Genomic DNA, 21,472 nt, shown 5'->3' with positions numbered 1-21,472 from the left:
CCAGCGCTGAAAGCGAAACAGCCGCCCGCCGGGGCCTTGGAGGACCCCGGCGGACGGCTGTTCGCATCGACTGCGTTCAATCAGAACTTGACTCTCAGATTGGCCTTGACGCTCTGGTCGCTGACACCGCCGCCGAACTGACCCGTGTAGGTCAGGCCGAGGGTCGCCTCCGGTGCGACGGCGAAATCGAGGCCGGCTTCGATCAGCGCTGCGTTCTCGGCAATCGGCACACCGGCGATGACGAACGTGCTCGCCGGAGAGAACCCGTTCGAGGACAACGGCAGCGTGTCGCCAAAGGCATGCCTCCAGCCGACGGTGCCGCGAGCTGTCGCCAGCACGCCGCCAAGGTCGAAGCTGGACGCCGCGCGCAGGCCGAGGGTCGTGAACGTCGTGTCCTGCGACGCGTCCTTGCCGAAGAGCGCGGCGGCCTCACCCCGCTCGACAAAGCCATCGCGGTTGAGGTGCACATAGGCAAGGTTGGCAAAGGGCTCCAGGTCGACTGCGCCGGCCTGGAAGGCATAGGCGAACTCGCCGAAGACCTGGCCTGTCCCTGCGTCATAGTCGGCATTGAGGCTGTCCGAGAAGCCGGGGAAGGAAACGGAGCGCGTCGTCTCGATGTCGTGCCAGCTAAACGCAGCGCCGGTTCGGAGCGATGCATCGCCCCAGCGCCCGCCGGCATAGAGCCCCAGATGATAGTTGTCGGAGGTTGCCGAAGAGAACCGCGCGTCGATGTCCATCGAGGAACGCGAGTAGCCGGCAAGCGCGCCGACGGTCCACTCGTCCACCTGCGTGTCGGCACCGACGAAGAAGCCGCCGATCGAGCGGTCCGCCTTGGCGGCATTGCCGTCACCATCGATCCGTCCCCAGGAACCGAAACCCTGGCTCCAGAGGGCAAGTTCGCCGCTGTCGATCGCGCCGGTGATCTCGCTCGATTGCTTCGCCGCCACCGTGCCGAGCACCGTGCGCAGACGATCGTTTGCGGCATCGCGCAGGAACCGGCTGTCCTCGATCAGGATCGACTGGAACGAGCTGTGCACTTCGCCGGAAAGCAGATCGAAGGCCCTGCGCGCCGCCTCGGGCGTTGCCGAAAACGCCACTGCATTGAAGATCGGGTTGGCGAGGCCGAGCCCATCGACACCGGCGCTGGCGGCCTTCTGGTTGCGGGTCTGGCCGATGCTGGCAAAGCTGATGTCGTTGCGGGTCAGCTTGAGCGACAGGTCGTTTCCGTCGCCGCCGCTATAGTCGACCGTCGGATCGAGGAACACCAGGTTATCGACGATCGACGCAAAGGTGCCGGTGATCGCGCCGGAACTCGTCTTGTCGATGAGAATGAACGGGCCGTTGATCGGATTCCAGCTCGCCGCCGTGGCGGGTGAAAGCAGGAGATCAAGGGTCGCGCCGGAGATATTGACGTTGCCCGATACGATCAGCTTGTCGGTGCTCGTGGGTGTGCCTTCGATCTGCAGAACGCCGTTGTTGGTGTAATTGCCGATGATCGTCTGCGTCCCGATCGAATTGCCCGGCGCATGGACGCCGCCCGCCTGGACGGTCGTGTTGCCGAGCGTGCCGGTGCCGCCGAGACGTGCGCCGCGCCGAATGGTGGTCAGGCTGGAGTTCGCAAGCGAACCATTGACGATCAGCTCGCCCGAGGTGATGTCGGTCGCACCGGTAAAGGTGTTTGCGCCCGTGAGCGTCAGCTTGCCCTTGCCTGCCTGGGTCAGCGTGCCGTTGCCCGAGACCGCGCCGGCATAGGTCACGTCGTTCGAGCGGTTGTAGACGAGCGCGCCGTTGTTGGCGATCGAACCGACGAAGCTGCCGGTGCCGCCGATCCAGCCGGTGGTGCCGCCATTGCCGAGTTGCAGCGTGCTGCCCGCGCCGATCGTCACCGCACCGCGCGTGCTGCTGTCGGCCGTCAGGGTGAGGGTGCCCGTGCCGATCTGCGAGAACGAGCCCGGACCTGTGATCGAACCGCCGTAGGTCAAGTTGCCCGAGCTGTTGAAGACGAGCGCACCGAAATTGGTGACGCTGGATGCCAGGCTTCCGCCCGCACCGCCATTGCCGATCTGCAGCGTCGCGCCGGATGAGATGCCCGCACCGCCGGTAAAGGTGTTGGTGCCGGTCAGGACCTGGGTGCCGGCGTTGACGGAAATGCCGCCGGCGCCTGTGATCGCACCTGAGAACGTGCCCGTGGCGTTGTTGATAAGCAGCGTGTTGCTGCCGAGCACCACCTGGCCGCTACCGGCGAGCGACTTGATCTGTGCGGAGGCCGCCGCCGAAACGTCGAAGGTGCCGTTGGCCGTCAGGCCGCTCGAGGCGTTGATCCGCCCCTGGCCGGACAGCGCAAGCGTGCCGCCGGCACCGATGCTGGTCGCACCGGTATAGGTGTTCATGCCCGTCAAGGTCAGCGTGCCGTTGCCGACCTTGTTGAGGCCGGTTCCGGTCGTGCCGTTCTGCAGCACCGAGCCGATCGTGGTTGAAAGGTCGCTGCCGACATTGATCGTCGCCGCTGTGCCGCTTGCCGGATTGAAGGCGAGCACACCGCCGACGATGGTGTAGCCGCTGCCATCGGTCGTGGCGGAAAACTGCAGCGTGTCGAAACTCTGCGTGCCGACGACATTGACGGTGCCGCCGCTGGCGCCGGCAAACACGCCGACAGATCCACCGAAGCTGCCGTTGACGCCGGCATTCAGCGGGTCGCCGGTCCAGTTGGTGCCGGCAGACGTCCAGGTGCCGGCGCCGCCGTTGACCGCTCCGTTGCCGGTTGTGTCCGCACCGTCCCAGAACTGCATCGTCTGGCCGGTGCCGAGCACGGACAGGTTAACCTGCTTGGCGATGCCGGTCTGGACCTGGTGGCTGGCAACCGTGAAGCCAGGAGCCGTCGATGTCGCCGTGGTCGTTGCAAAGTTGCCCGACAGCGAACCGTCATATTCGAACAGCCGGTAATAGCCCGCCGACGCCACCCGAGCGTCCAGCGCACCGCCGAGCGTCAGGTTGCCGCCGACCTTCACCAGATCGTTGTCCGTGCTGCCGACGAGGCCGGGCGTGTTCAGCTCGAACACCGAAGTGGAGCCGGCGCCGAGCGTCAGATCGCCGGCGATCGTCAGCGTGCCCGGGCTGTTGCCGGCCGAGAGCGTGCCATCGACCGTGACGTCGCCACCGATTTCGCCCGATCCGCCGAGCGTACCACCGGTGCCGACATTAACGTTGCCGCCAAGCTGGCCGTTGACGTAGGTCGTACCCGACGTCACAGACGTCGCGCCGCTGAACTGCGAATTGTCGCCCGTGAGCGTCAGCTTGCCCGTGCCTGCCTGGGTCAGTGTGCCGTTGCCCGAGACCACACCGGCATAGGTCACATCGTTCGAGCGGTTATAGACGAGCGCGCCGTTGTTGGCGATCGATCCGAGATAACCGACGGTGCCGCCGATCCAGCCGGTCGTGCCGCCGTTGCCGAGCTGCAAGGTGCTGCCCGTGCCGATCGTGACCGCGGCGGCCGTGCTGTGGTCTGTCGTCAGCGTCAGCGTGCCGTTGCCTACCTGCGAGACCGCACCGTCGCCGCTGATCTCCCCGCTATAGGTCAAATTACCGGCGCGATTGAAGACCAACGCGCCGTGGTTGTTGATATCCGATACGATCGAGCCACCCGCACCGCCGTCGCCAATTTGCAAGGTCGCGCCGGTATTGGTGACCGCAGTGCCGGTAAAGGTGTTGGCGCCGGAAAGGACCTGGGTGCCGCCACTGACAAGAACGCCGCCGGTGCCGTTGATCGCACCGGAGAACGTACCTGCGGCGTTGTTGATGACCAGCGTCTTGCCACCCAGCAACACCTGACCGCTGCCGACAAGCGAATTGATAATCGGCGCGCCCGCTGCAGAGACGTCCACCGTGCCGTTGGCCGTCAGACCGCTCGAAGTGGTGATCCTCCCCTGGCCGGAAAGCGAGAGCGTACCGCCCGCTGCAACCGTCGTCGCGCCGGTATAGTTGCTGGTGGCGGTCAGAACCTGCGTGCCGGCCGCGATACTGACGCCGCCGGCACCGCTGATCACACCCGAGAACGTGCCCGTGGCGTTGTTGATGTTCAAATTATTGCTGCCGAGCACCACCCGGCCGCCGCCGGTCAGCGACTTGACATTCGCCGCTGTCGCCGCGGAGACGTCGAAGGTACCGTCACCCATCACGCCGCTCGACGTGGCGATGCTGCCTGCGCCGGACAGGGCCAGCGTACCGCCCCCGTTGATGGTCGTCGCGCCGGTATAGGTGTTCACGCCCGTCAGCGTCAGCGTGCCGTTGCCGGCCTTTGTGAGCCCGCTACCGGTGCCGCCATCCTGCAGCACCGAACCGATCGTGGTTGAAACGCCGCTATCGACATTGATCGTTGCCGCCGTGCCGCTAGCCGGGTTGAAGGCAAGCACGCCGCCATTGAGGGTGTAACCGGTGCCACCGGTCGTGGCAGAAAACTGCAGCGTATCGAAGCTCTGCGTGCCGTCGACGGTGACAACACCGCCGTTTGCACCGGCAAACACGCCGACCGATCCGCCGAAACGGCCGTTGATATCGGAACGCGCCGCCGGGCCGGTCCAGTTGGTCCCTGTCGAAGACCAGGTGCCAGCGCCGCCACTGACACCGTTGATGCCGGTCGTGTCGGTGCCATCCCAGAAGTGCATCGTCTGGCCGGTGCCGAGCACGGAGAGATTGACCTGCTTGTCAATGCCTGTCTCGACCAGATGGCTGGCAACCGTGAAGCTCGGCGCCGTCGATGTGGCAGTCGTCGTCGCAAAAATGCCCGTGAGCGAACCGGCATAATCGAACAGCCGGTAATAACCGGCCTGCGCCACCTGAGCATTCAGCACGCCGCCGAGCGTCAGGTCGCCGCCGACCTTCACCAGATCGTTGTTGCCAGCACTGCCGACGAGGCCGCGTGCGTTCAGCTCGAACACCGAAGTGGAGCCGGCATTGAGCGTCAGGTCACCGCCAATCGTCAGGGTGCCCGGGCTGGTGCCGGCAGCAAGTGTGCCGTTAACGGCGACGTCGCCGCCGATCCGGCCCGATCCGCCAAGCGTACCGCCGCTGCCGACACTGACGTTGCCGCCAAGCTGACCGTTGATGTACGCCGTACCCGACGTCACCGACGTTGAGCCAGCGAACAGCGAATTGTTGCCCGTCAGCGTCAGCTTGCCCGTTCCCGCCTGCGTGATCGTGCCGGTTCCGCTGATCGTGCCAGCATGGCTGATATCGTTCGAGCGGTTGTAGACGAGCGTGCCGTTGTTGGTGATCGGGCCGAGGAAATTGCTGGACCCGCCGATCCAGCCGGTGGTGCCGCCATTGCCGAGCTGCAGCGTGCTACCCGTGCCGATCGTCACCGCACCGGCCGTGCTGTTGTTGGCCGTCAGCGTCAGCGTGCCGCTGCCCACCTGCGAAAACGTTCCGTTGCCGGTGATCGAGCCGCCGTAGGTCGCATTGCTGGAACTGTTGAAGACCACTGCGCCGCTGTTGAGAATGTTCGAGACGAGCGAGCCACCCGCGCCGCCATCGCCGATCTGCAGCGTCGCGCCGGTATTGATCCCAGCCTGACCGGAAAAGGTGTTGGGACCGGTCAGAACCTGGGTGCCGGCACCGACGGAAATGCTGCCCGTGCCGCTGATAACACCGGAAAACGTGCCGGTGGCGTTGCTGATGCTCAGTGACTTGGTGCCGAGCACCACCTGACCGTTACCGACAAGCGAGTTGACCGACGGCGCGGCCGCACCAGAGACGTCGAAGATGCCGTTGGCCGTCAACCCGCTCGAGGCGTTGATCCGGCCCTGGCCGACGAGGGCGAGCGTACCGCCCGCCGCGATGCTCGTCGCGCCGGTATAGGTGTTCATCCCCTCGAGCGTCAGCGTGCCGCTGCCGGTCTTGGTCAGCGAACCGTTGCCCGTAATCGCGTTGGTGAACCGCCCGTTGGCGGCCTGGTCAATCGTCAGGCCGGCGGAATTGTTGAGTGCAACGTTGCCGAACAGAGCCGGGGTCGCTGTCACGAAGCGGAAGGTGTTGACGCCGCCATCGAAAATCATGGCGTTCGCACCGACACCGGCACCGTTGAGCGATCCTGTCGCGCCGAGAGTGATGTCCAGATCTCGTCCGAAGATCCCGGCTCCGCTGGCGCCGTTGGTGCTACCGGTCCCTCCCGACCCGCCCCTGACATTGCCGTTGACGATCACCGTACCGCCGCTCAGCGCGCTGATGCCGTGACCGCCGTCGCCACCGCGCGTCGAGCTGCCACCGACGCCGCCGTTGCCACCAGCGCCGCCCGTGACGTCTGCATTCACCGTCAATGTTCCACCATTGACGAGTGCCGCGCCATCACCGCCGTCACCGCCGCTGCCGCCCAGTCCGATGCCGCCGGATCCGGCCCCGCCATGTCCACCGGCGCCGCCGGAGATATTGGAGCCGCTAATGGTGTCCGTGCCGCCAGCGGCAACAATCCGGCCGTAGCCGCCGGCACCGCCGCCGCCGCCGTCGCCGTTCGACGAGGCGCCGCCGTCACCACCGCGACCGGCGGCAATGCCGACGCTGCCGTGCGCACCGCCACCCCCGCCGCCGCCACCGCCAAAGTCTGCACCGCCGCCACTGCCGGCGCTGCCCGACGTCCCGTTCGGGCTGACACTCGTGCCGCCGGCGCCGCCATTGCCGGCAACCCCGGCGCCGCTCTGGCTGCCCGCACCACCGGCTGCGCCCGGCCCACCGCCGCCGCCGCCGTTGCCGAGAGCGAACGACGTGGCGCCCGGCGTACCTTGCAGGTTTCCGTCGACACCACCGCCGCTGTTGACCGTGCCACCGCCGTTGCCGCCCTTTCCGCCCGCCTGCGCGACCGGTGCGGAAGCAACCATGCCGAGCGCAAGACCGGATGCGGCAAACATCCACAGCGCCGTGCCGCTCAAGAGCAGAGGCCGACGCCTACGCAGCGGAAGCGCGTCGCTGTAAAAGCCCCCGGCCAAGCCCTGATTCTGACAATTGATTTTTTTCAAAGGCTTGCCCCCCGCCATCGTCTAAAAAGTGTCCCAGGAAGCTCGCTCGCATAGCAACTCTAAAGCGGCAACGTCTGATCGACGAAACAACCTACGGGTTCGACGAAGCGACAAAGCGCGATATTGGCCTTCTGTGGAAAATCTCAGATGCCGAGACGGCTGCGCAATTCCTGCCTGTAGGGGCGAGATACGGTCCAGGATTCGTCTGTTTTGCGAAGACGCACGGCCCAGGCCTGTTTCGTCGGACCGGAATGCCGGTCGAGTTCGGTCACGTGCGACAGGTTGATCACCGCGGTCCGGTGAATGCGCAGGAAGTTCGACTTCGGCAGCAGGCCGATCCAGAATGACAGCGGGCGCAGATCCAGAACCGCGACCTCGTCCTTCAGCCAGATCTGGGTGTAGTCCTTGGCGGAACGAAGCCCAAGGATTGCTGATAGTGGCACACCGCGAGTGCGCCCCGGCATATGCAGATGGACGAGCGGGTCGCCCCCGGTGGACGGTGTCGCGGCGTCACCCCGATCCCGCTCGCCGCGGGCCTGCGTGCGCCCATAGCGCGCGATCGCGATCAGCGTCGCGCAGCGGGCAAGTTCGTGGATTTCCTCGACCGGCCATCGACGCATTCTTATCGTCGTATCGAAACCGATGCAGCCACGCAGCCTGCCCTCGTGAAAGACCGGCACGCAGAGCACGCTCTTGTCGTTCTGGCGAAGCATCTCCGCCTGTAATGCGCGTGCCGGACGCGGCAGCCTGGCGACATCGTTGATCATCACAGCCTTGCCGGCGACAAGCCACTGATGCAGCCAGCCGATCATCGTCACCGGCGTCTGCTGCAGGTCGTCGACATGCGACGACACATCGCCCCGCACCCATTCTTCCGTGTTGCGGAAGCGCAGAAGATCGTCGCTGTACTCGAACATCCACGCCCGATCCGCGCCGGCAAGCTTGCCGGTTTCCTCCAGGATCGCGGTGATCGCCGCTTTGGCCGGCATTCCGATAAGGTGGGTGGCGGCCAGATAGGCCCAGTCGTGTGCCCCCGCGGCCATGCAAGGCGGCTCGGTCGTCGCGATCAGTTCGTAAGGGGGCAAGCTGGCGGAATGGTCGGACGGGTGCAATCGCTCATTCATTACGGTCACAATATCGAAACAGGAAAATGAAAATCGGTCTGTGAAAATTCGGGTTCCCGGAAGTCCGGGTCGTAAAACGGCAGCAACGCCCAGACGTCGCCGGGAGGCCGCGCCGGGCAAAATTTGACAAAATAACTGGCTCTTGCGGTGCGATGGCCCCCTCCATCGTCGTCAGCCGGCGCTTCTTTTCGCCGCCAGCATCCGCTCGCGTGGACCACTAGAATTTGTAGGTAGAAAGAATGCAAGTGCAAACTGCATCAACTCGAGACCCATTTTTGGGTCAGTGACCGACCTTCGGCCGCCGCAGCTGTGGACGCGCTGCGGACCAATGGATCAGAGCAGAAAGACCGGCTTGCACACGTGGAGCTGCCTGCCGGGAGACAGCGCGCCGGCCAAGGGCGCGCCGGCGCTGACCATCCTCGTCCGTCGCCAGTCGTTCGAGTACGGGAAATCAGCGCCGACCAAGATGTTCCAGTTCTTGCGGTACCGGGCGCCGACGCAGAAGGCTGTTATCTCAGCACCAGCCGCAGCGCCGCTTGCGTTTCCTTGAGCAGCGGCAGATAGCGCTCGACCATCTCCGTCGCCGGTACATGCGCCGCCGGCGCGCCGATGTTGAGCGCAGCAACGATCCGGCCACGATCGTTTTCAAGCGGCACGGCGATCGAGCAGAGGCCGAGCTCCAGTTCCTGGTCGATGAGCGCATAGCCCTGCGCGCGTATCCGACCGAACTCGGCGGTCAGATCCTCGGGGTCGGTTTTCGTGAAGGGCGTGTTCGCCTTCAGGTTCGAGCGGGACAGGATCGCGCGGGCCTCCTGCTCCGGCAGTGCGGCCAGCCAGACGCGACCCATGGAGGCGCAGTAGGCGGGCAGACGAGAGCCGGTCGTCAGATTGATCGACATCACCCGCTTCTGGGAGGCGCGCGCGATATAGACGATCTCAGTGCCATCGAGCACCGAGGCCGAAGCGCTCTGGCCGGCGCGGTCAGAGAGTTGATCGAGATAGGGCTGGACGATCGTCGGCAGCGGCGTTGCCGAGAGATAGGCGTGACCGAGTCTCAGGATCTTCGGCGTCAGCGCGAAGAACTTGCCGTCGTAATCGGCATAACCAAGCTCCGACAAGGTGAGAAGCGAGCGTCGCACCGTCGCCCGATCGAGGCCGGTGATCTTCGACGCCTCGGCGATCGACAGCTTCGGCCGCTCTTCATCGAAGGCTTCGATCACCGTCAGCCCGCGCGCAAATCCACTGACGAAATCGGTCTCACGCATCGCCACTCCCTTTCGATATCAGCCGCCATTTTGTGCGATATAAGAACAAAAGTCAAATATCGCACAAAATATTTGACCCGCTCGACCGATCGGCGCTTACTGGCCCGCGAAAGAACGGGTGCCCGCCGCCTCACCGGGACTGCAGGTGCCGACAACAACGACCAAGAGAGGAAACATGGCGAAGATCGTTTCGCTCGCCGAGGCCGTCGGCGAGAATGTCCGGGATGGCGACACCGTCGCCATGGAAGGCTTTACCCACCTGATACCCTATGCTGCCGGTCACGAAGTGATCCGCCAGGGCCGCAAGGATCTCTATCTCGTGCGCATGACGCCCGACATTCTCTATGACCAGTTGATCGGTGTGGGTGCGGCGCGCGGCATGAAATTCTCCTGGGGCGGCAATCCCGGCGTCGGCTCGCTGCACCGCTTCCGCGATGCGGTCGAAAACCAGTGGCCGCGGCCGCTCGAGATCGAGGAGCACTCGCACGCGGCCATGGCCAACGCCTATGAGGCGGGCGCTGCCAACCTGCCGTTTGCGACCTTGCGCGGCTATATCGGCGCCGACCTGCCGAAGGTGAACCCCAACATCAAGTCGGTCACTTGCCCGTTTACCGGCGAAGTGCTCGCCGCCGTTCCGGCGATCCGCCCTGACGTTACGATCATCCACGCGCAGCGCGCCGACAAAAAGGGCAATGTGCTGATCGAAGGCATCGTCGGGGTGCAGAAGGAAGCGGTGCTTGCAGCCAGGCGCTCGATCGTGACTGTCGAGGAAATCGTCGACGAGCTCAACCCACCGTCGCCGAATTCGCTCGTTTTGCCGAGCTGGGCTGTGACCGCTGTTGCCCAGGTTCCGGGCGGCGCCTTCCCGTCCTATGCGCACGGCTATTATCCGCGCTCCAACGCCTTCTACATCGGCTGGGACGAGATCGCCCGCGACCGCGACAGCTTTACCGCCTGGATCAAGGCCAACGTACTTGACGCCACGCCTGACGATTTCGCCAAGCATGCCGGGAAGCAGTCGGCAAAAGCGGCCTGAGGAGGATAGGAATGAGCGACTTTACCCCCACCGAAATGATGACGATCGCCGCTGCGCGGGCGCTTTCCAACGACGACGTCTGCTTCGTCGGCATTGGCGCACCTTCCGCCGCCTGCAACGTCGCCCGACTGACCCACGCGCCGGACATCACGCTCATCTACGAGAGCGGCACCGTCGGCACCAAGCCGGACGTGCTGCCGCTGTCGATCGGCGACGGCGAACTCTGCGACACCGCCCTTTTCACGGTCCCCGTGCCCGAAATGTTTCGCTACTGGCTGCAGGGTGGGCGCATCACCACCGGCTTTCTTGGTGGCGCCCAGATCGACAAATTCGCCAACCTCAACACCACCGTCGTCGGCCCCTACGACCATCCGAAGGTCCGCCTGCCCGGCGGCGGCGGCGCGCCCGAGATCGCCTCCAATTGCGGCCGCATCTTCATCACCATGGCGCTGTCGAAACGCGGTTTCGTCGAAAAGCTGCCCTTCATCACCTCCATGGGTCACGGCGAAGGCGGAAACCACCGCGAACGGCTGGGCATGAAGACCAAGGGGCCGACCCGCGTCATCACTGACCTCTGCATCCTGGAACCGGATCCTGAGACCAAGGAACTGACCGTGGTTTCGATCCACCCGGGCGTGACCCGCGACCAGATCGTCGAGAACTGCGGCTGGGCCATCCGGTTCGCCGATCAGGTGATCGAGACGCCGGCGCCGACAGAGCTTGAACTTGCGACCCTTCGCGATATCAATGCCCGCACCAAGAAGGCGCACCAGGGCGACAAGGAGGCTGCATAATGGCCGAAGCTTTCATCTGCGACTACATCCGCACCCCGATCGGCCGCTTCGGCGGCTCGCTCTCCTCCGTCCGGGCGGACGATCTCGGCGCGATCCCATTGAAGGCGCTCATCGAACGCAATGCCGATGTCGACTGGGACGCGGTCGACGACGTGATCTTCGGCTGCGCCAACCAGGCGGGCGAGGACAACCGCAACGTCGCGCGCATGTCGGCGCTCTTGGCGGGCCTGCCGGTCGGCGTGTCCGGCACCACGATCAACCGCCTCTGCGGTTCCGGCATGGACGCGGTGATCGCCGCGGCGCGGGCCATCAAGTCCGGCGAAGCCGAGCTGATGATCGCAGGCGGCGTCGAGAGCATGTCGCGCGCGCCGTTCGTGATGCCGAAAGCCGACACCGCGTTTTCGCGCAATGCCGAGATCTATGACACCACCATCGGCTGGCGCTTCGTCAATCCGCTGATGAAAAACCAGTACGGCGTCGATTCCATGCCGGAGACGGGCGAAAACGTCGCCGCCGACTTTCATGTCAGCCGCGAAGACCAGGACGCCTTTGCCGTCCGCAGCCAGGCGAAGGCGGCCGCAGCGCAAGGCAATGGCCGGCTGGCCAAGGAGATCGTTTCGGTGACGATCCCGCAGCGCAAGGGCGAGCCCGTCATCGTCGAGCGCGACGAGCATCCGCGCGCAACAACCATGGAAGCGCTCGCCAAGCTCGGAACGCCGTTCAAGAAGGATGGCGGCTCAGTCACAGCCGGCAACGCGTCGGGCGTCAACGACGGCGCAACGGCGCTGGTTATCGCCTCAGAAGCGGCCATCAAGAAATACGGCCTGCGGCCGATTGCCCGCATCCTCGGTGGTGCCACCGCCGGCGTACCGCCGCGCATCATGGGCATGGGGCCGGCGCCGGCATCGAAGAAGCTGATGGCGCGACTGGGTCTCAAGCAGTCGCAGTTCGATGTGATCGAACTCAACGAGGCCTTCGCTTCTCAAGGGCTCGCGGTGCTGCGCGATCTCGGCATTGCCGACGATGATGCGCGCGTCAACCGCAATGGCGGCGCGATCGCGCTCGGTCATCCTCTCGGCATGTCCGGCGCCCGCATCACCGGCACGGCGGCGCTCGAACTGCACGAGACGGGCGGACGCTATTCGCTCTCGACCATGTGCATTGGCGTTGGCCAGGGCATCGCCATCGCGCTTGAGAGGGTCTGAAGCCTCTGAGGCAACGGGGCCTGGCCGGTTCTGCATAACGCCAGGCACCAACCGAAGCAGATCGGGAGCCGTCTTGGGACGGCTCCCCTTTCTCGTCACGCGGTTTCTTCGTCGCGCTGCGCCACGAAGATCAACACCAGCAGAATGGTGATGAAAAAGCGGAAGGCGTCGGGAACGCCGTTCCACTGCTTCGACATCCACATGCCGAACCATTCGCCGCCGACCGACATGAAGCCGACCTGCCAGACGAGGAAGCCGAGCGTCAGGCCGGCGATCGCCACGGTTTTCGCCCGATTGAATTCGCGCGCGCCACCGTTGAGATTCGTGGCCAGCCTGTAGGCGCCAAGCCAGCAGAGCAGCGCCGTCAGCGTCTCGGCCGCGATGATCGCGATATAGAACAGGTTGTGCAGTGCCGGACTGGTGATCGCGCGATACTTGATCGCCGCATCGGGAAAGATCGTATCCATCATCATCACATGTTGGACGAAGGCGAAGTTCGTTGCGTAGTCGGTGATGTTGCCAAAGGCGACGAGGGTCGAGAACAAGGCGATGGCAGCGACGGCTGCAGTTTTGGCAATGCGAATGATTTTCATGGTCTGGTACTCCTGTCCGCTGCCGGCCGGCCAAAATCCGGGCCGCCGGCGCCGATCCAGCCATAGCCCGCCTGGAAGGCAAACGGGGCGCTAACATGCCTCCTCCACAACTTAAAGGATGCTCATGTTCACGTCGGACGCAGCCGACTTGACTCTTCCCGCGCGCCATAAGATAACCAACAAGTTCTAGAACTACTTGGTTATATAAATGACGCCATCCGAACGCCTCGACGCCACCTTTGCAGCCCTCGCCGATCCGACACGGCGGGCCATCCTCGCTCGCCTTGCTCTCGGCGAGGCATCGGTTCTCGAACTCGCAGAACCCTTCGCCATGAGCCAGCCGGCGGTGTCAAAACACCTGAAGGTACTGGAGCGCGCCGGGCTGGTGTCTCGCAGCCGCGACGCGCAACGCCGGCCGTGCCGCATCGAACTCGATCCGCTCGCCGAGGCAACTGACTGGCTGAAGGACTACCGCAAGCTCTGGGAAGCCAATTTCGCGCGGCTCGATACCTTGCTTGAGGAGCTGAAGGCCGATGCCGCGACACAGCCGTCGACCACCCATCCCACCGATTTGACGACAAAGGAGGACTGACATGAACACCCCATCGAACAAACTTCTGGTGACGGCCCATGGCGATCGCGAGGTTCGCATCGTCAGGACCTTCGACGCGCCGCGCCGGCTGGTATTCGACGCTTTCACCCAGCCGGCGCTTGTCAGGCGCTGGCTGACCGGGCCGGACGGCTGGTCGTTGCCCGTCTGCGAGATCGACCTGAGGCCCGGCGGAACGTTTCGCTATGTCTGGAAAAACACCGAGGGCACCGAGATGGGCATGGGCGGCACCTATCGCGAGATCGACGCGCCGGACCGGATCGTCCATGAAGAACTGTTCGACGAGGACTGGACGGGCGGCCAGACCGAGGTGACGACGCTTTTCGTCGAGGCTGGCGGGCGCACCACGGTCACGACTACGGTCATCTACTCTTCGACCGAGACGCGCGACGCGGTGCTGAAGTCGCCAATGGAGAGCGGTATCGCGATCGGCTACGACCGCCTCGAAGGCATGCTTGCTTCTGAATTCGCGAAATGATCATGGAAGGGCCGTGGGCGGAGAGCTCCGCCCACGGCACTGTCGTCATTCGGTCCAGATCGCCACATCGACGGCACCGAGCTTGCGGCCGCCGACAAGGAAGGTCGCGCCGGCGGGTGCCGGCAGGTCGACAGCCGTCTTGCCGTAGTTGAAGGCAAAGGCGAGCTTGCCGCGGCGGGTGATGCGCAGATCGCCGAGATCCGCCAGTGCCTCGACCGAAGCCCAGCCCAATGCATCGCCGATCACCTTGTCGAGCAAGCCGCCACGCGCGCCGGTTGCCAGATAGCGCGCCTTGTCGTTGCCGACGAGCGCCGGGGCGCCGTTGCGATAGTCGCCCTCGAAGGTCGCAAGCACGGTTTCGCTGCTGCGAACCGTCTCGCGCCAGACGCCAGCCGAATAGGTCTCGTTGCCATAGAGCACGCTTTCGGCATGGAACTCCGGCAGGGATTCGACGCGCGCGACGCTGACGTCGATCAGCGCGGCGAGCGGACCCGGCGGCAGGCCTTCGGGAATGTGCATGTCTTCGGTCTTGCTGCCGCTGCGCGGTCCGAACAGCACCTTGGCGCCCGACGCTGCAAGCTTTTCGACGAAGGCCTGATCCGGAATGACGAGATCGGGCGCGAGCACCAGCTGGTAGCCCTCAAGGTCTGAGTGCTGACCGATGATATCGACATCGACACCGAAACGGGCAACGGTCGAATACCAGTCGAGCGCGATCTGTGACGCCAGATAGGTGCGGCCCTGCGGCAGAGCCCGGGTGGCCCAGCGCGAATTGTAGTCGAGCAGGATCGCGACTTTCGCCTTTTCGCGGTGCTCGCCCTTCGGCAGCCGCTTCATTTCCTCGGCCACCTGCGCCACTTCGAGATAGCCCTGGTCGGCCTCGCTGTTCGGCAACAGGAGACCCGCATGGAACTGCTCCTGCGCAAACGGCACCTGGCGCCAGCGGAAATAGGAGACCATGTCGACGCCATGGGCATAGGCGAGCCAGGTCCAGAGCCGCACCATGCCGTCGGCAGGCGACTGGTTGTGCGAAGCCCAGTTGACCGGCCCCGGCTGCTGTTCCATCACCCAGACGCGACCGTTGCCAACGGCGCGGTAGAGGTCGTGGTTGAAGGCCGGCTGATCCGGGTCGCCGACGCGCAGGTAGCGCCCCTTGTCCTCCGAGGAGAGCCGGCCGTTCAGCAGCCCGCCCATCGGATAGACGTCCCAGGAGGCGATATCGATGTCCTCGCCGACCTTGTAGTGGTCGAAGTCAGTGTTCTGCGACATGAAGTTGTGCGTCACCGGGCGGCCCGGCGAGTGCTTGCGGATGATGTCGACCTGCGCCTTGTTGAAGCTCTTCACCTGATCCGACGAGAAGCGGATGTAGTCGACGATATGGGTCGGGCTCGGCTCCTCGACGAGATTGTTCGGAAGCTCAATCTCATCGAAGCCCAGGTAGTTCATCGCCCAGAAGGCGGTGCCCCAGGCGCGGTTGAGTTCCTCGACGGTGCCATAGCGTGCCTCAAGCCATTCGCGGAAGGCGCGCAGGGCCTCGTCGGAATAGCTGTAGATCGTGTCGTGGTCGCCGTACTCGTTGTCGGTCTGCCAGGCATGCACGAAGATGTTGTTGCCGTAGCGCTCGGCCATGGCCTCGGAAATCCGCGCCGCCTCGATGCGGTAGCGACGGCTAGAGAAGCAGTAATGGCGGCGCGCGCCGAACTTGCGCACCACGCCCTTGACGTCGACGGGCAGAATGTCTGGGTGGCGATCGATCAGCCATTTCGGCGGTGCGGCGGTCGGGGTGCCCAGGATCACTTTGAGGCCGGCATTGCCAAGCACCTCGATCGCCTCATCCAGCCACTCCCAGTGAAATTCACCGGGCCGTGGCTCGATCTTCGCCCAGGCGAATTCGCCGATGCGCACCCAGGCAAGGCCGAGCTCGACCATGCGGCCCGCATCCTCTTCCCATTTCGAGCGCGGCCACTGCTCCGGATAGTAGCAGACGCCAAGTTCCAGCATGTCGGTCTGCTGTTCTCTAGCGTTGAAGCGGTTCGTTCTGGTCATGGGCATGTGCACGGGTCCGGTCCTTCGTCATTCTGTCAGCCGGTTGGTTTCGGCCTCGGGTTTTATCGGCGTCGCCTCGAATATAAACGTTTATATCCAAAGGCATGAAAAGGGCGCCCAGATTGGGCGAGATATCGTCAACGGTTCGGGTTCAGGCGGTCGTCGCAGCGCTCGACGAGGTTCGGCATCAAAAGCGCCTGCAGCGCCTCCGGCGGCTCACCCTCCATGCGCCTGAGGATATAGGCGCCGAGCAGGCTGCTCGGCTCGCTGATCGGCAAATAGTAGGTGGTGATCGGCGGCGCGAAATACTGGCTGACGTTGAGATCGTCGGTGGCGTTGATGACAGCGTCGCGCCCATGCACCAGCCCGCGCTCGTGAAAACCCGAGAAGGCGCCGAGCGCCGAGGCTTCGTTGGCGCAGATATAGGCGGTCGGCGGATTGCCGAGCTCGGACATCGTCAGGACGTTTTCGCGGCCGAAGGCCGGCGTCAGCCGGCCGTGGGCGACAAGCGCCGGATCGTAGGGAAGGCCTGCCACTTCGAGGGCATGCTTGTAGGCTTCGAGCCGGGTGATGCCGTAGCTCAAATCGGACAACGGGTTGAGCAGCGCGATCCGACGATGGCCGCGCTCGACCAGCCGCGCCATCGACACCCGGATCATCTGCTCGTTGTCGGCATCGACATAGGCGTGCGGCGCGTTGTGGATGCTGGTGCCATAGGTCACGAAAGGGAAATCCGCCGCCTGCATGGTGCGGATGCGCGGGTCGTCGGCGCGGGTGCCCGAGATGATGATGCCGTCTGCCTTCTTCAGCGACACGATCTGCTTGATGACCGCCTGGCTTTCCTCGAAGTTGCGCACCGCATAGAGCGAAACGCGATAGGGGCTGTCTTCGAGTGCCCAGGAAATGCCGCTCAGGAGCTGGGCGTATTCAACGCCTTCCCATTCGTTCTGCTTCGGGCCCGGCGCGGTCATGATCGCGGCGACCTGGTAGGTCTTGCCGGTACGCAACTGCACGCCGTGCATGTTGAGCTCGTAGCCGACACGCTCCGCCGCCTCGATCACGATCGCGCGCGTTTCCGGGCGGACCTGAGGCGAATGCTTCAGGGCCTTGGACACGGTGGCGATGGAAAGCCCCGTCTCCTGCGCGATGGTCTTGATCGTCGGTCTCTGCATGGCGTCTCGGTTCGTCACGGGTTGCTAGATCACGAAGATTTGGGTCGGCTGAGCGATGCCGCCAGCTGAAGATAGACTGCGGATGTCCAGGCGAATGCGCGGTCGCGAAGCCCCCTCCCCGAGCGCGCATCGAAGTTTTCGGCCATACCGCTTTTGCTGGCAAGTGAACAGAACTTTTCCGCGACCTCATTGGCCAGTTCAATCTGCCCTTGCCGGCGAAGGCCGTCCCACAGCAGCATCGTCGTCGGCGCCCAGATCGGCCCGCGCCAGTAACCGTCGTCCTCGTAGAAGGAACTCTTCGGGCTTTCGGTTGCCGGACCCCATTCGGTGACAAAGCCGCCGGCGGCAAGCCGCGCCACAAGTTTCTCGCGCATCCCAGTCGTCAGCCGCGCACCCAAAAGCAGCGGCATGAACTGGATGAGGTTGTCGCCGGGCAGCACGCGCTGCGGATCCGCGGCCAACCGCGCGCCAAAAGTTTCGCCGGTCCAGAGTCGCTCGAACAGCAGGGCTTGCAGGTCGTCGGCCTTCTGCCGCCACATCGCCCGGCGATCCGCGTCGTCTTCCAGCAATTCCGCCAGCGCCTCACAGGCAAGGATCAGGAACACGGGCAGATCAGGCGAGATGACCGGGCCGCCCTCTGCAAAGAAGGTGGCGTTGTCCCAGCCGCTGTCGTTGCCGTGAAAGTAGGAGGGCAGGCTCGCCGCATCCTTGCGGCCATGGGTCAGCCAGTAATCGACCTGTTTGCCGATGGCATCGCGCAGGTAAGACTTGCGCTCCGCGGTCAGGAAGCCCGGATCGGCAGCTGCGATCAGCGAAATCGCCCAGCCATGCACCGGCGGCTTGGTGAAGGCGAACAGCACGTCGCGGTCGTTGATGTAATCCGGCAGCAGGCCTGACGCGTCCTGATGGTCGAAGATCGCGGCGAACTGGTCGAAGGCCAGGTCCTGGTCGAAAGCGGCGACGCCAAGCGCCGAGAAGGCGTTGTCCCAGCTCCAGATGTTGATCATGTGGTTCTTGGACATGTAGATCGCTGGCCGCGTCAGCGCGCCACCGGCGGGAACGCCGTTCGCCCAGAGCAGATAGCTCGCCAGCCGATGCGCCTCGTCCTGGCCTTCGACACCCCTGGGAACACGTGCGTGCCATTCGGCAAATTCGGCTGACGAACCAGAGAGCGCCGCAGCGAAGTCACCGGGACGATCCACCGGCGGCACGGTGCGGAAGAAATCGACATTGCCCTCGAAGGCACCGGTCCCCGAGAACGCGAAGGACACGTCTTCGGAATGGTCTCGCTGCCACGCGCCGGTGACCTTCAGGTCGCCGGTGATCGCCCGCGGGACGAACTTGACGTTTTCGACCGCCGCGACAAGGCAATCCTCGCCAGTCGGCGTGCGGTAGACGTAATCGTAGCGCGAGCCTTCGAGATGCAAGCGCACGCCGGCGCGATTGCCGGATACGTGCAGTCGCTCCCCTTCGCCGATGACGAAGGTGACTTCGCCCTCGCCTATGCGGGCGTCGAGCCGTTCCGGCGAAAGCACGAGCACGGGTGTCGCGGTGCTTCCATCCGCGTCAAGGAACTCGACACGGCAGAGGCGTCCGAGCGACGGCCGCTCGTCGCCGCCGGCGACGTGGCGAAGATAGAGCGCACGCTCGCCGTCACGGCCGGGTACGCGCATCATCGAGAGCGTCAGGAAGCGGCCCCTGCGGCTGAAGGGCACGGTGTCGATGTCAAACAGCATGCCGTTATCCCTTCACCGACGAGCCGACCGCGCCATCCATGATGTAGCGCTGGGCGACGAAGAAGAGGGCGAGCGGCGGCAGGCAGAGGATGACGGTGATCGCCGCGATCGAAGTCACGTCCACCTCGTGCAGGCCCTTGAACATCGAGAGGCCGAGCGTGAGCGTGTACTTCGACTGGTCGTTGAGGAAGATCAACGGGCCGAGATAGTCGTTCCAGGCGTTCATGAAGTGGAAGGTACCGACCAGAACCAGCGCCGGCATCATCAGCGGCAGATGGATGCGCCAGTAGATGTCGAAGGCGTTGGCGCCGTCCATGCGGGCCGCCTCGTCGATCTCCATCGGCACGGTCATGATGTACTGGCGAAGCAGGAAGACGAAGAACGCATCGGCGAAGTAGGCGGGCACGATCAACGGCTTCAGCGTGTTGATCCAGCCGAGCAGGTTGAACTCCATGTAGAGCGGGATCATCTTCACGTCCCACGGGATCATCATGGTGGCGAGCAGCAGGATGAACAGCGGGTCGCGGCCGGGAAAGCGGAAGCGGGCAAAGCCATAGGCAACCAGCGACGAGGAGATCAGCTGGCCGATGGTCGACAGCGCCACCACGATCAGCGAATTGGTCAGGTAGGTGCCGAACGGCTGCTTGTTCCAGGCGGCGGCAAAATTCTCCCAGTGCCATTCCGACGGCCAGAAGACCGGCGGGAACTGGTAAAGCTCGGCCGAGCTTTTGATCGCCGTCATGAAGGTCCAGTAGAACGGCGCGATGAACAGCGCCGACAGCAGGATGAGCGCGGAATAGAGCAGCGTCTTACGCATTGCGGTCTCCATCATTCTCGCGGACTTCGCCTTCGTAATAGACCCAGGCGGCAGACCAGCGCATGACGCCAAGGCTGAGCAGAAGCACGATGATGAACATCACCCAGGAGCCGGCGGCGGCATAACCCATGTCGAAATATTTGAATGCGTTGTCGTAGATGTACATGGCGAAGAAATAGGTGGAACCGAGCGGCCCGCCCTTGGTCAGAAGCAGCGCGATCGTCAGCTGCTGGAAGGCGGAGATGATCGAGGTGATGAAGGTGAAGAGCAGCATCGGCCCCAGCATCGGCAGGGTGATGAACACCATCTGCGCCCAGCCGGGAACGCCCGAGACTGTCGCCGCCTCGTAAAGTTCCTTCGGGATCGCCTTCAGCCCGGTCAAGAGGATCAGCATGGTGCCGCCAAGGCCCCAGAGGCTGGCGATGATGATCGCGACGATCGCCAGGTTCGGATCGCCGAGCCAGTTCGGTCCGTCGATGCCGATGAAGGAGAGCATGAAGTTCAAAAGGCCGTATTCGCGGCTGTAGATCCAGCTCCAGATCGTCACGAGTGCGACGCCGGAAATCACGCTCGGCAGATAGAAGGCCGTGCGGAAGAAGCCGCTCGCAAAGGTGATGTGATGCAGCATCAGCGCCAGGAGGAACGACATGACGATGTTGAACGGCACATAGATTGCCGCAAACTTCACCGTGATCCAGAGGCTCTCCCAGAACTGCGGGTCCTCAAACAGCATGGAACGATAGTTCTCGAGCCCGACGAAGGTGCGTTCACCGACAACAGGCCAGTCGTAGAAGCTCATCGTCAAGGAAAAGACGAGCGGGCCGAGCGTGAAGAACAGGAACCCGAGGATCCACGGGGAGATGAACAGATAGGGCGCTGCATAGCGCGCGATGGCGGAGCGCTTGCGCTTTGCCACCTTTGGCTCTGCACCGGCATAGGTCATATCCATCTCCCCGTACTCCCTTTTCTTACTTGATCAGACGCTTGGAGCGGTTGACCGCATCGTCGAGATGCTGCTTGGCATTGCCCTGGTCGATCATCGTCGCCTCGATGGCGCGGGCGAGATTGTCTTGGACCTTGCCCCAGTTGGCGTTCTTCAGGAACGCGTGGGTCTCGGTGTTGGAGGTCGCGAGAATGTCGAAGAAGGGCTTGTAGATCGGGTCCTTGGTCATGCCCTTTTCTTCCGCGACGCTGGTGCGTACCGGCAGATCGTTGATGCGCATGGCGACGGCTTCGGGCGAGGAGAAGAACTTGACGAACTCCCAGGCGAGATCCGGGTGGGCCGCATCCTTGGCGATCGAAATCGCCGAGACGCCAAGTGCCGAATGGGCGGTCTTGTCGCCGAACTTCGGCAGCGGTGCGACACCATACTTGATCCCGGATGCGTCGATGCCCGACTTCGACCACATGGCGCTCTGGAACATGGCGATCTTGCCGCCCTTGAAGAGCGTGCTGCCCGACGTGTCGTCGCCGAGGTTCAGCGTGATCGCTTCCTGCGTCTTGGCCATGTCGGCGAACATGTCGAGCACTTGCGCGGCCGCATCGCTGTTCATGTAGCCGTCGATCTTTTTGCCATCGTCGGAGATGTACTT

At 64.1% G+C, this 21,472-nt stretch carries 15 protein-coding genes; 5 read left to right on the top strand and 10 right to left on the bottom strand.

What is annotated here, in order from left to right:
* Positions 1 to 80: 80 nt before the first annotated feature.
* The 3 genes from VGO12_RS29750 to VGO12_RS29740 form a co-directional block, all read right to left on the bottom strand.
* A complete protein-coding gene (locus VGO12_RS29750; RefSeq protein ID WP_327516340.1) occupies positions 81 to 6,896 on the bottom strand; it encodes an autotransporter domain-containing protein in 6,816 nt (2,271 codons plus the stop codon).
* 251 nt (positions 6,897 to 7,147) lie between these two features.
* On the bottom strand, positions 7,148 to 8,047 hold the full coding sequence (locus VGO12_RS29745; RefSeq protein ID WP_327516339.1) for a GAF domain-containing DNA-binding protein: 900 nt from the start codon (positions 8,045 to 8,047) through the stop codon (positions 7,148 to 7,150).
* A 590-nt stretch (positions 8,048 to 8,637) separates the two neighbouring features.
* The gene (locus tag VGO12_RS29740; protein ID WP_327516338.1) at positions 8,638 to 9,393 is read right to left on the bottom strand and encodes an IclR family transcriptional regulator; all 756 of its coding nucleotides are present in this window, start codon (positions 9,391 to 9,393) and stop codon (positions 8,638 to 8,640) included.
* Between the two features lie 175 nt (positions 9,394 to 9,568).
* On the opposite strand from VGO12_RS29740, the gene VGO12_RS29735 reads away from it, so the two are divergent.
* Genes VGO12_RS29735 through pcaF form a run of 3 tightly spaced genes read left to right on the top strand, consistent with a single transcriptional unit; the run spans position 9,569 to position 12,428 of the window.
* Positions 9,569 to 10,429 carry a CoA transferase subunit A gene (locus VGO12_RS29735; RefSeq protein ID WP_327516337.1) on the top strand — a complete coding sequence of 287 codons (861 nt, stop codon included), beginning with the start codon at positions 9,569 to 9,571 and terminating at the stop codon, positions 10,427 to 10,429.
* A gap of 11 nt (positions 10,430 to 10,440) precedes the next feature.
* A complete protein-coding gene (locus tag VGO12_RS29730) occupies positions 10,441 to 11,223 on the top strand; it encodes a CoA-transferase subunit beta (protein ID WP_327516336.1) in 783 nt (260 codons plus the stop codon).
* A complete protein-coding gene (gene pcaF / locus VGO12_RS29725; RefSeq protein ID WP_327516335.1) occupies positions 11,223 to 12,428 on the top strand; it encodes a 3-oxoadipyl-CoA thiolase in 1,206 nt (401 codons plus the stop codon). Before VGO12_RS29730 ends, pcaF begins: the two co-directional genes overlap by 1 nt.
* 95 nt (positions 12,429 to 12,523) lie before the next feature.
* Here pcaF and VGO12_RS29720 read toward each other — a convergent pair whose 3' ends face one another.
* Positions 12,524 to 13,021 carry a DUF2165 domain-containing protein gene (locus VGO12_RS29720; RefSeq protein WP_327516334.1) on the bottom strand — a complete coding sequence of 166 codons (498 nt, stop codon included), beginning with the start codon at positions 13,019 to 13,021 and terminating at the stop codon, positions 12,524 to 12,526.
* Between the two features lie 208 nt (positions 13,022 to 13,229).
* On the opposite strand from VGO12_RS29720, the gene VGO12_RS29715 reads away from it, so the two are divergent.
* Together VGO12_RS29715 and VGO12_RS29710 are read left to right on the top strand one after the other, a co-directional pair.
* Positions 13,230 to 13,613 (top strand): metalloregulator ArsR/SmtB family transcription factor, encoded by a 384-nt coding sequence (locus VGO12_RS29715; RefSeq protein ID WP_327516333.1) that lies wholly within the window; start codon positions 13,230 to 13,232, stop codon positions 13,611 to 13,613.
* Between the two features lies 1 nt (position 13,614).
* Positions 13,615 to 14,109 carry an SRPBCC family protein gene (locus VGO12_RS29710; RefSeq protein WP_327516332.1) on the top strand — a complete coding sequence of 165 codons (495 nt, stop codon included), beginning with the start codon at positions 13,615 to 13,617 and terminating at the stop codon, positions 14,107 to 14,109.
* 45 nt (positions 14,110 to 14,154) lie between these two features.
* Here the strand turns inward: VGO12_RS29710 and VGO12_RS29705 are convergent, their stop codons facing one another.
* From VGO12_RS29705 to VGO12_RS29680, 6 genes are all read right to left on the bottom strand, one after another.
* A complete protein-coding gene (locus tag VGO12_RS29705; protein ID WP_327516331.1) occupies positions 14,155 to 16,167 on the bottom strand; it encodes a beta-galactosidase in 2,013 nt (670 codons plus the stop codon).
* Between the two features lie 125 nt (positions 16,168 to 16,292).
* A complete protein-coding gene (locus tag VGO12_RS29700; RefSeq protein WP_327516330.1) occupies positions 16,293 to 17,327 on the bottom strand; it encodes a LacI family DNA-binding transcriptional regulator in 1,035 nt (344 codons plus the stop codon).
* Positions 17,328 to 17,356: 29 nt separating this feature from the next.
* The gene (locus tag VGO12_RS29695; RefSeq protein WP_327516329.1) at positions 17,357 to 19,063 is read right to left on the bottom strand and encodes an amylo-alpha-1,6-glucosidase; all 1,707 of its coding nucleotides are present in this window, start codon (positions 19,061 to 19,063) and stop codon (positions 17,357 to 17,359) included.
* A gap of 4 nt (positions 19,064 to 19,067) precedes the next feature.
* Entirely contained in the window at positions 19,068 to 19,880 is an 813-nt protein-coding gene (locus tag VGO12_RS29690; protein ID WP_327516328.1) for a carbohydrate ABC transporter permease, read from the bottom strand.
* Entirely contained in the window at positions 19,873 to 20,829 is a 957-nt protein-coding gene (locus tag VGO12_RS29685) for a sugar ABC transporter permease (protein ID WP_327516327.1), read from the bottom strand. The genes VGO12_RS29690 and VGO12_RS29685 overlap by 8 nt, the downstream gene beginning before the upstream one ends.
* A 19-nt stretch (positions 20,830 to 20,848) precedes the next feature.
* Positions 20,849 to 21,472, bottom strand: a 624-nt coding sequence (locus VGO12_RS29680) for an extracellular solute-binding protein (RefSeq protein ID WP_327516326.1), incomplete at its 5' end; no start/stop codon positions are given.

The organism is Ensifer sp. (assembly GCF_035999135.1).
Taxonomy (GTDB): domain Bacteria; phylum Pseudomonadota; class Alphaproteobacteria; order Rhizobiales; family Rhizobiaceae; genus Ensifer.
The sequence above is the reverse complement of the archived record's forward strand: the minus strand, read 5'-3'. Positions and strand labels throughout refer to the sequence as shown.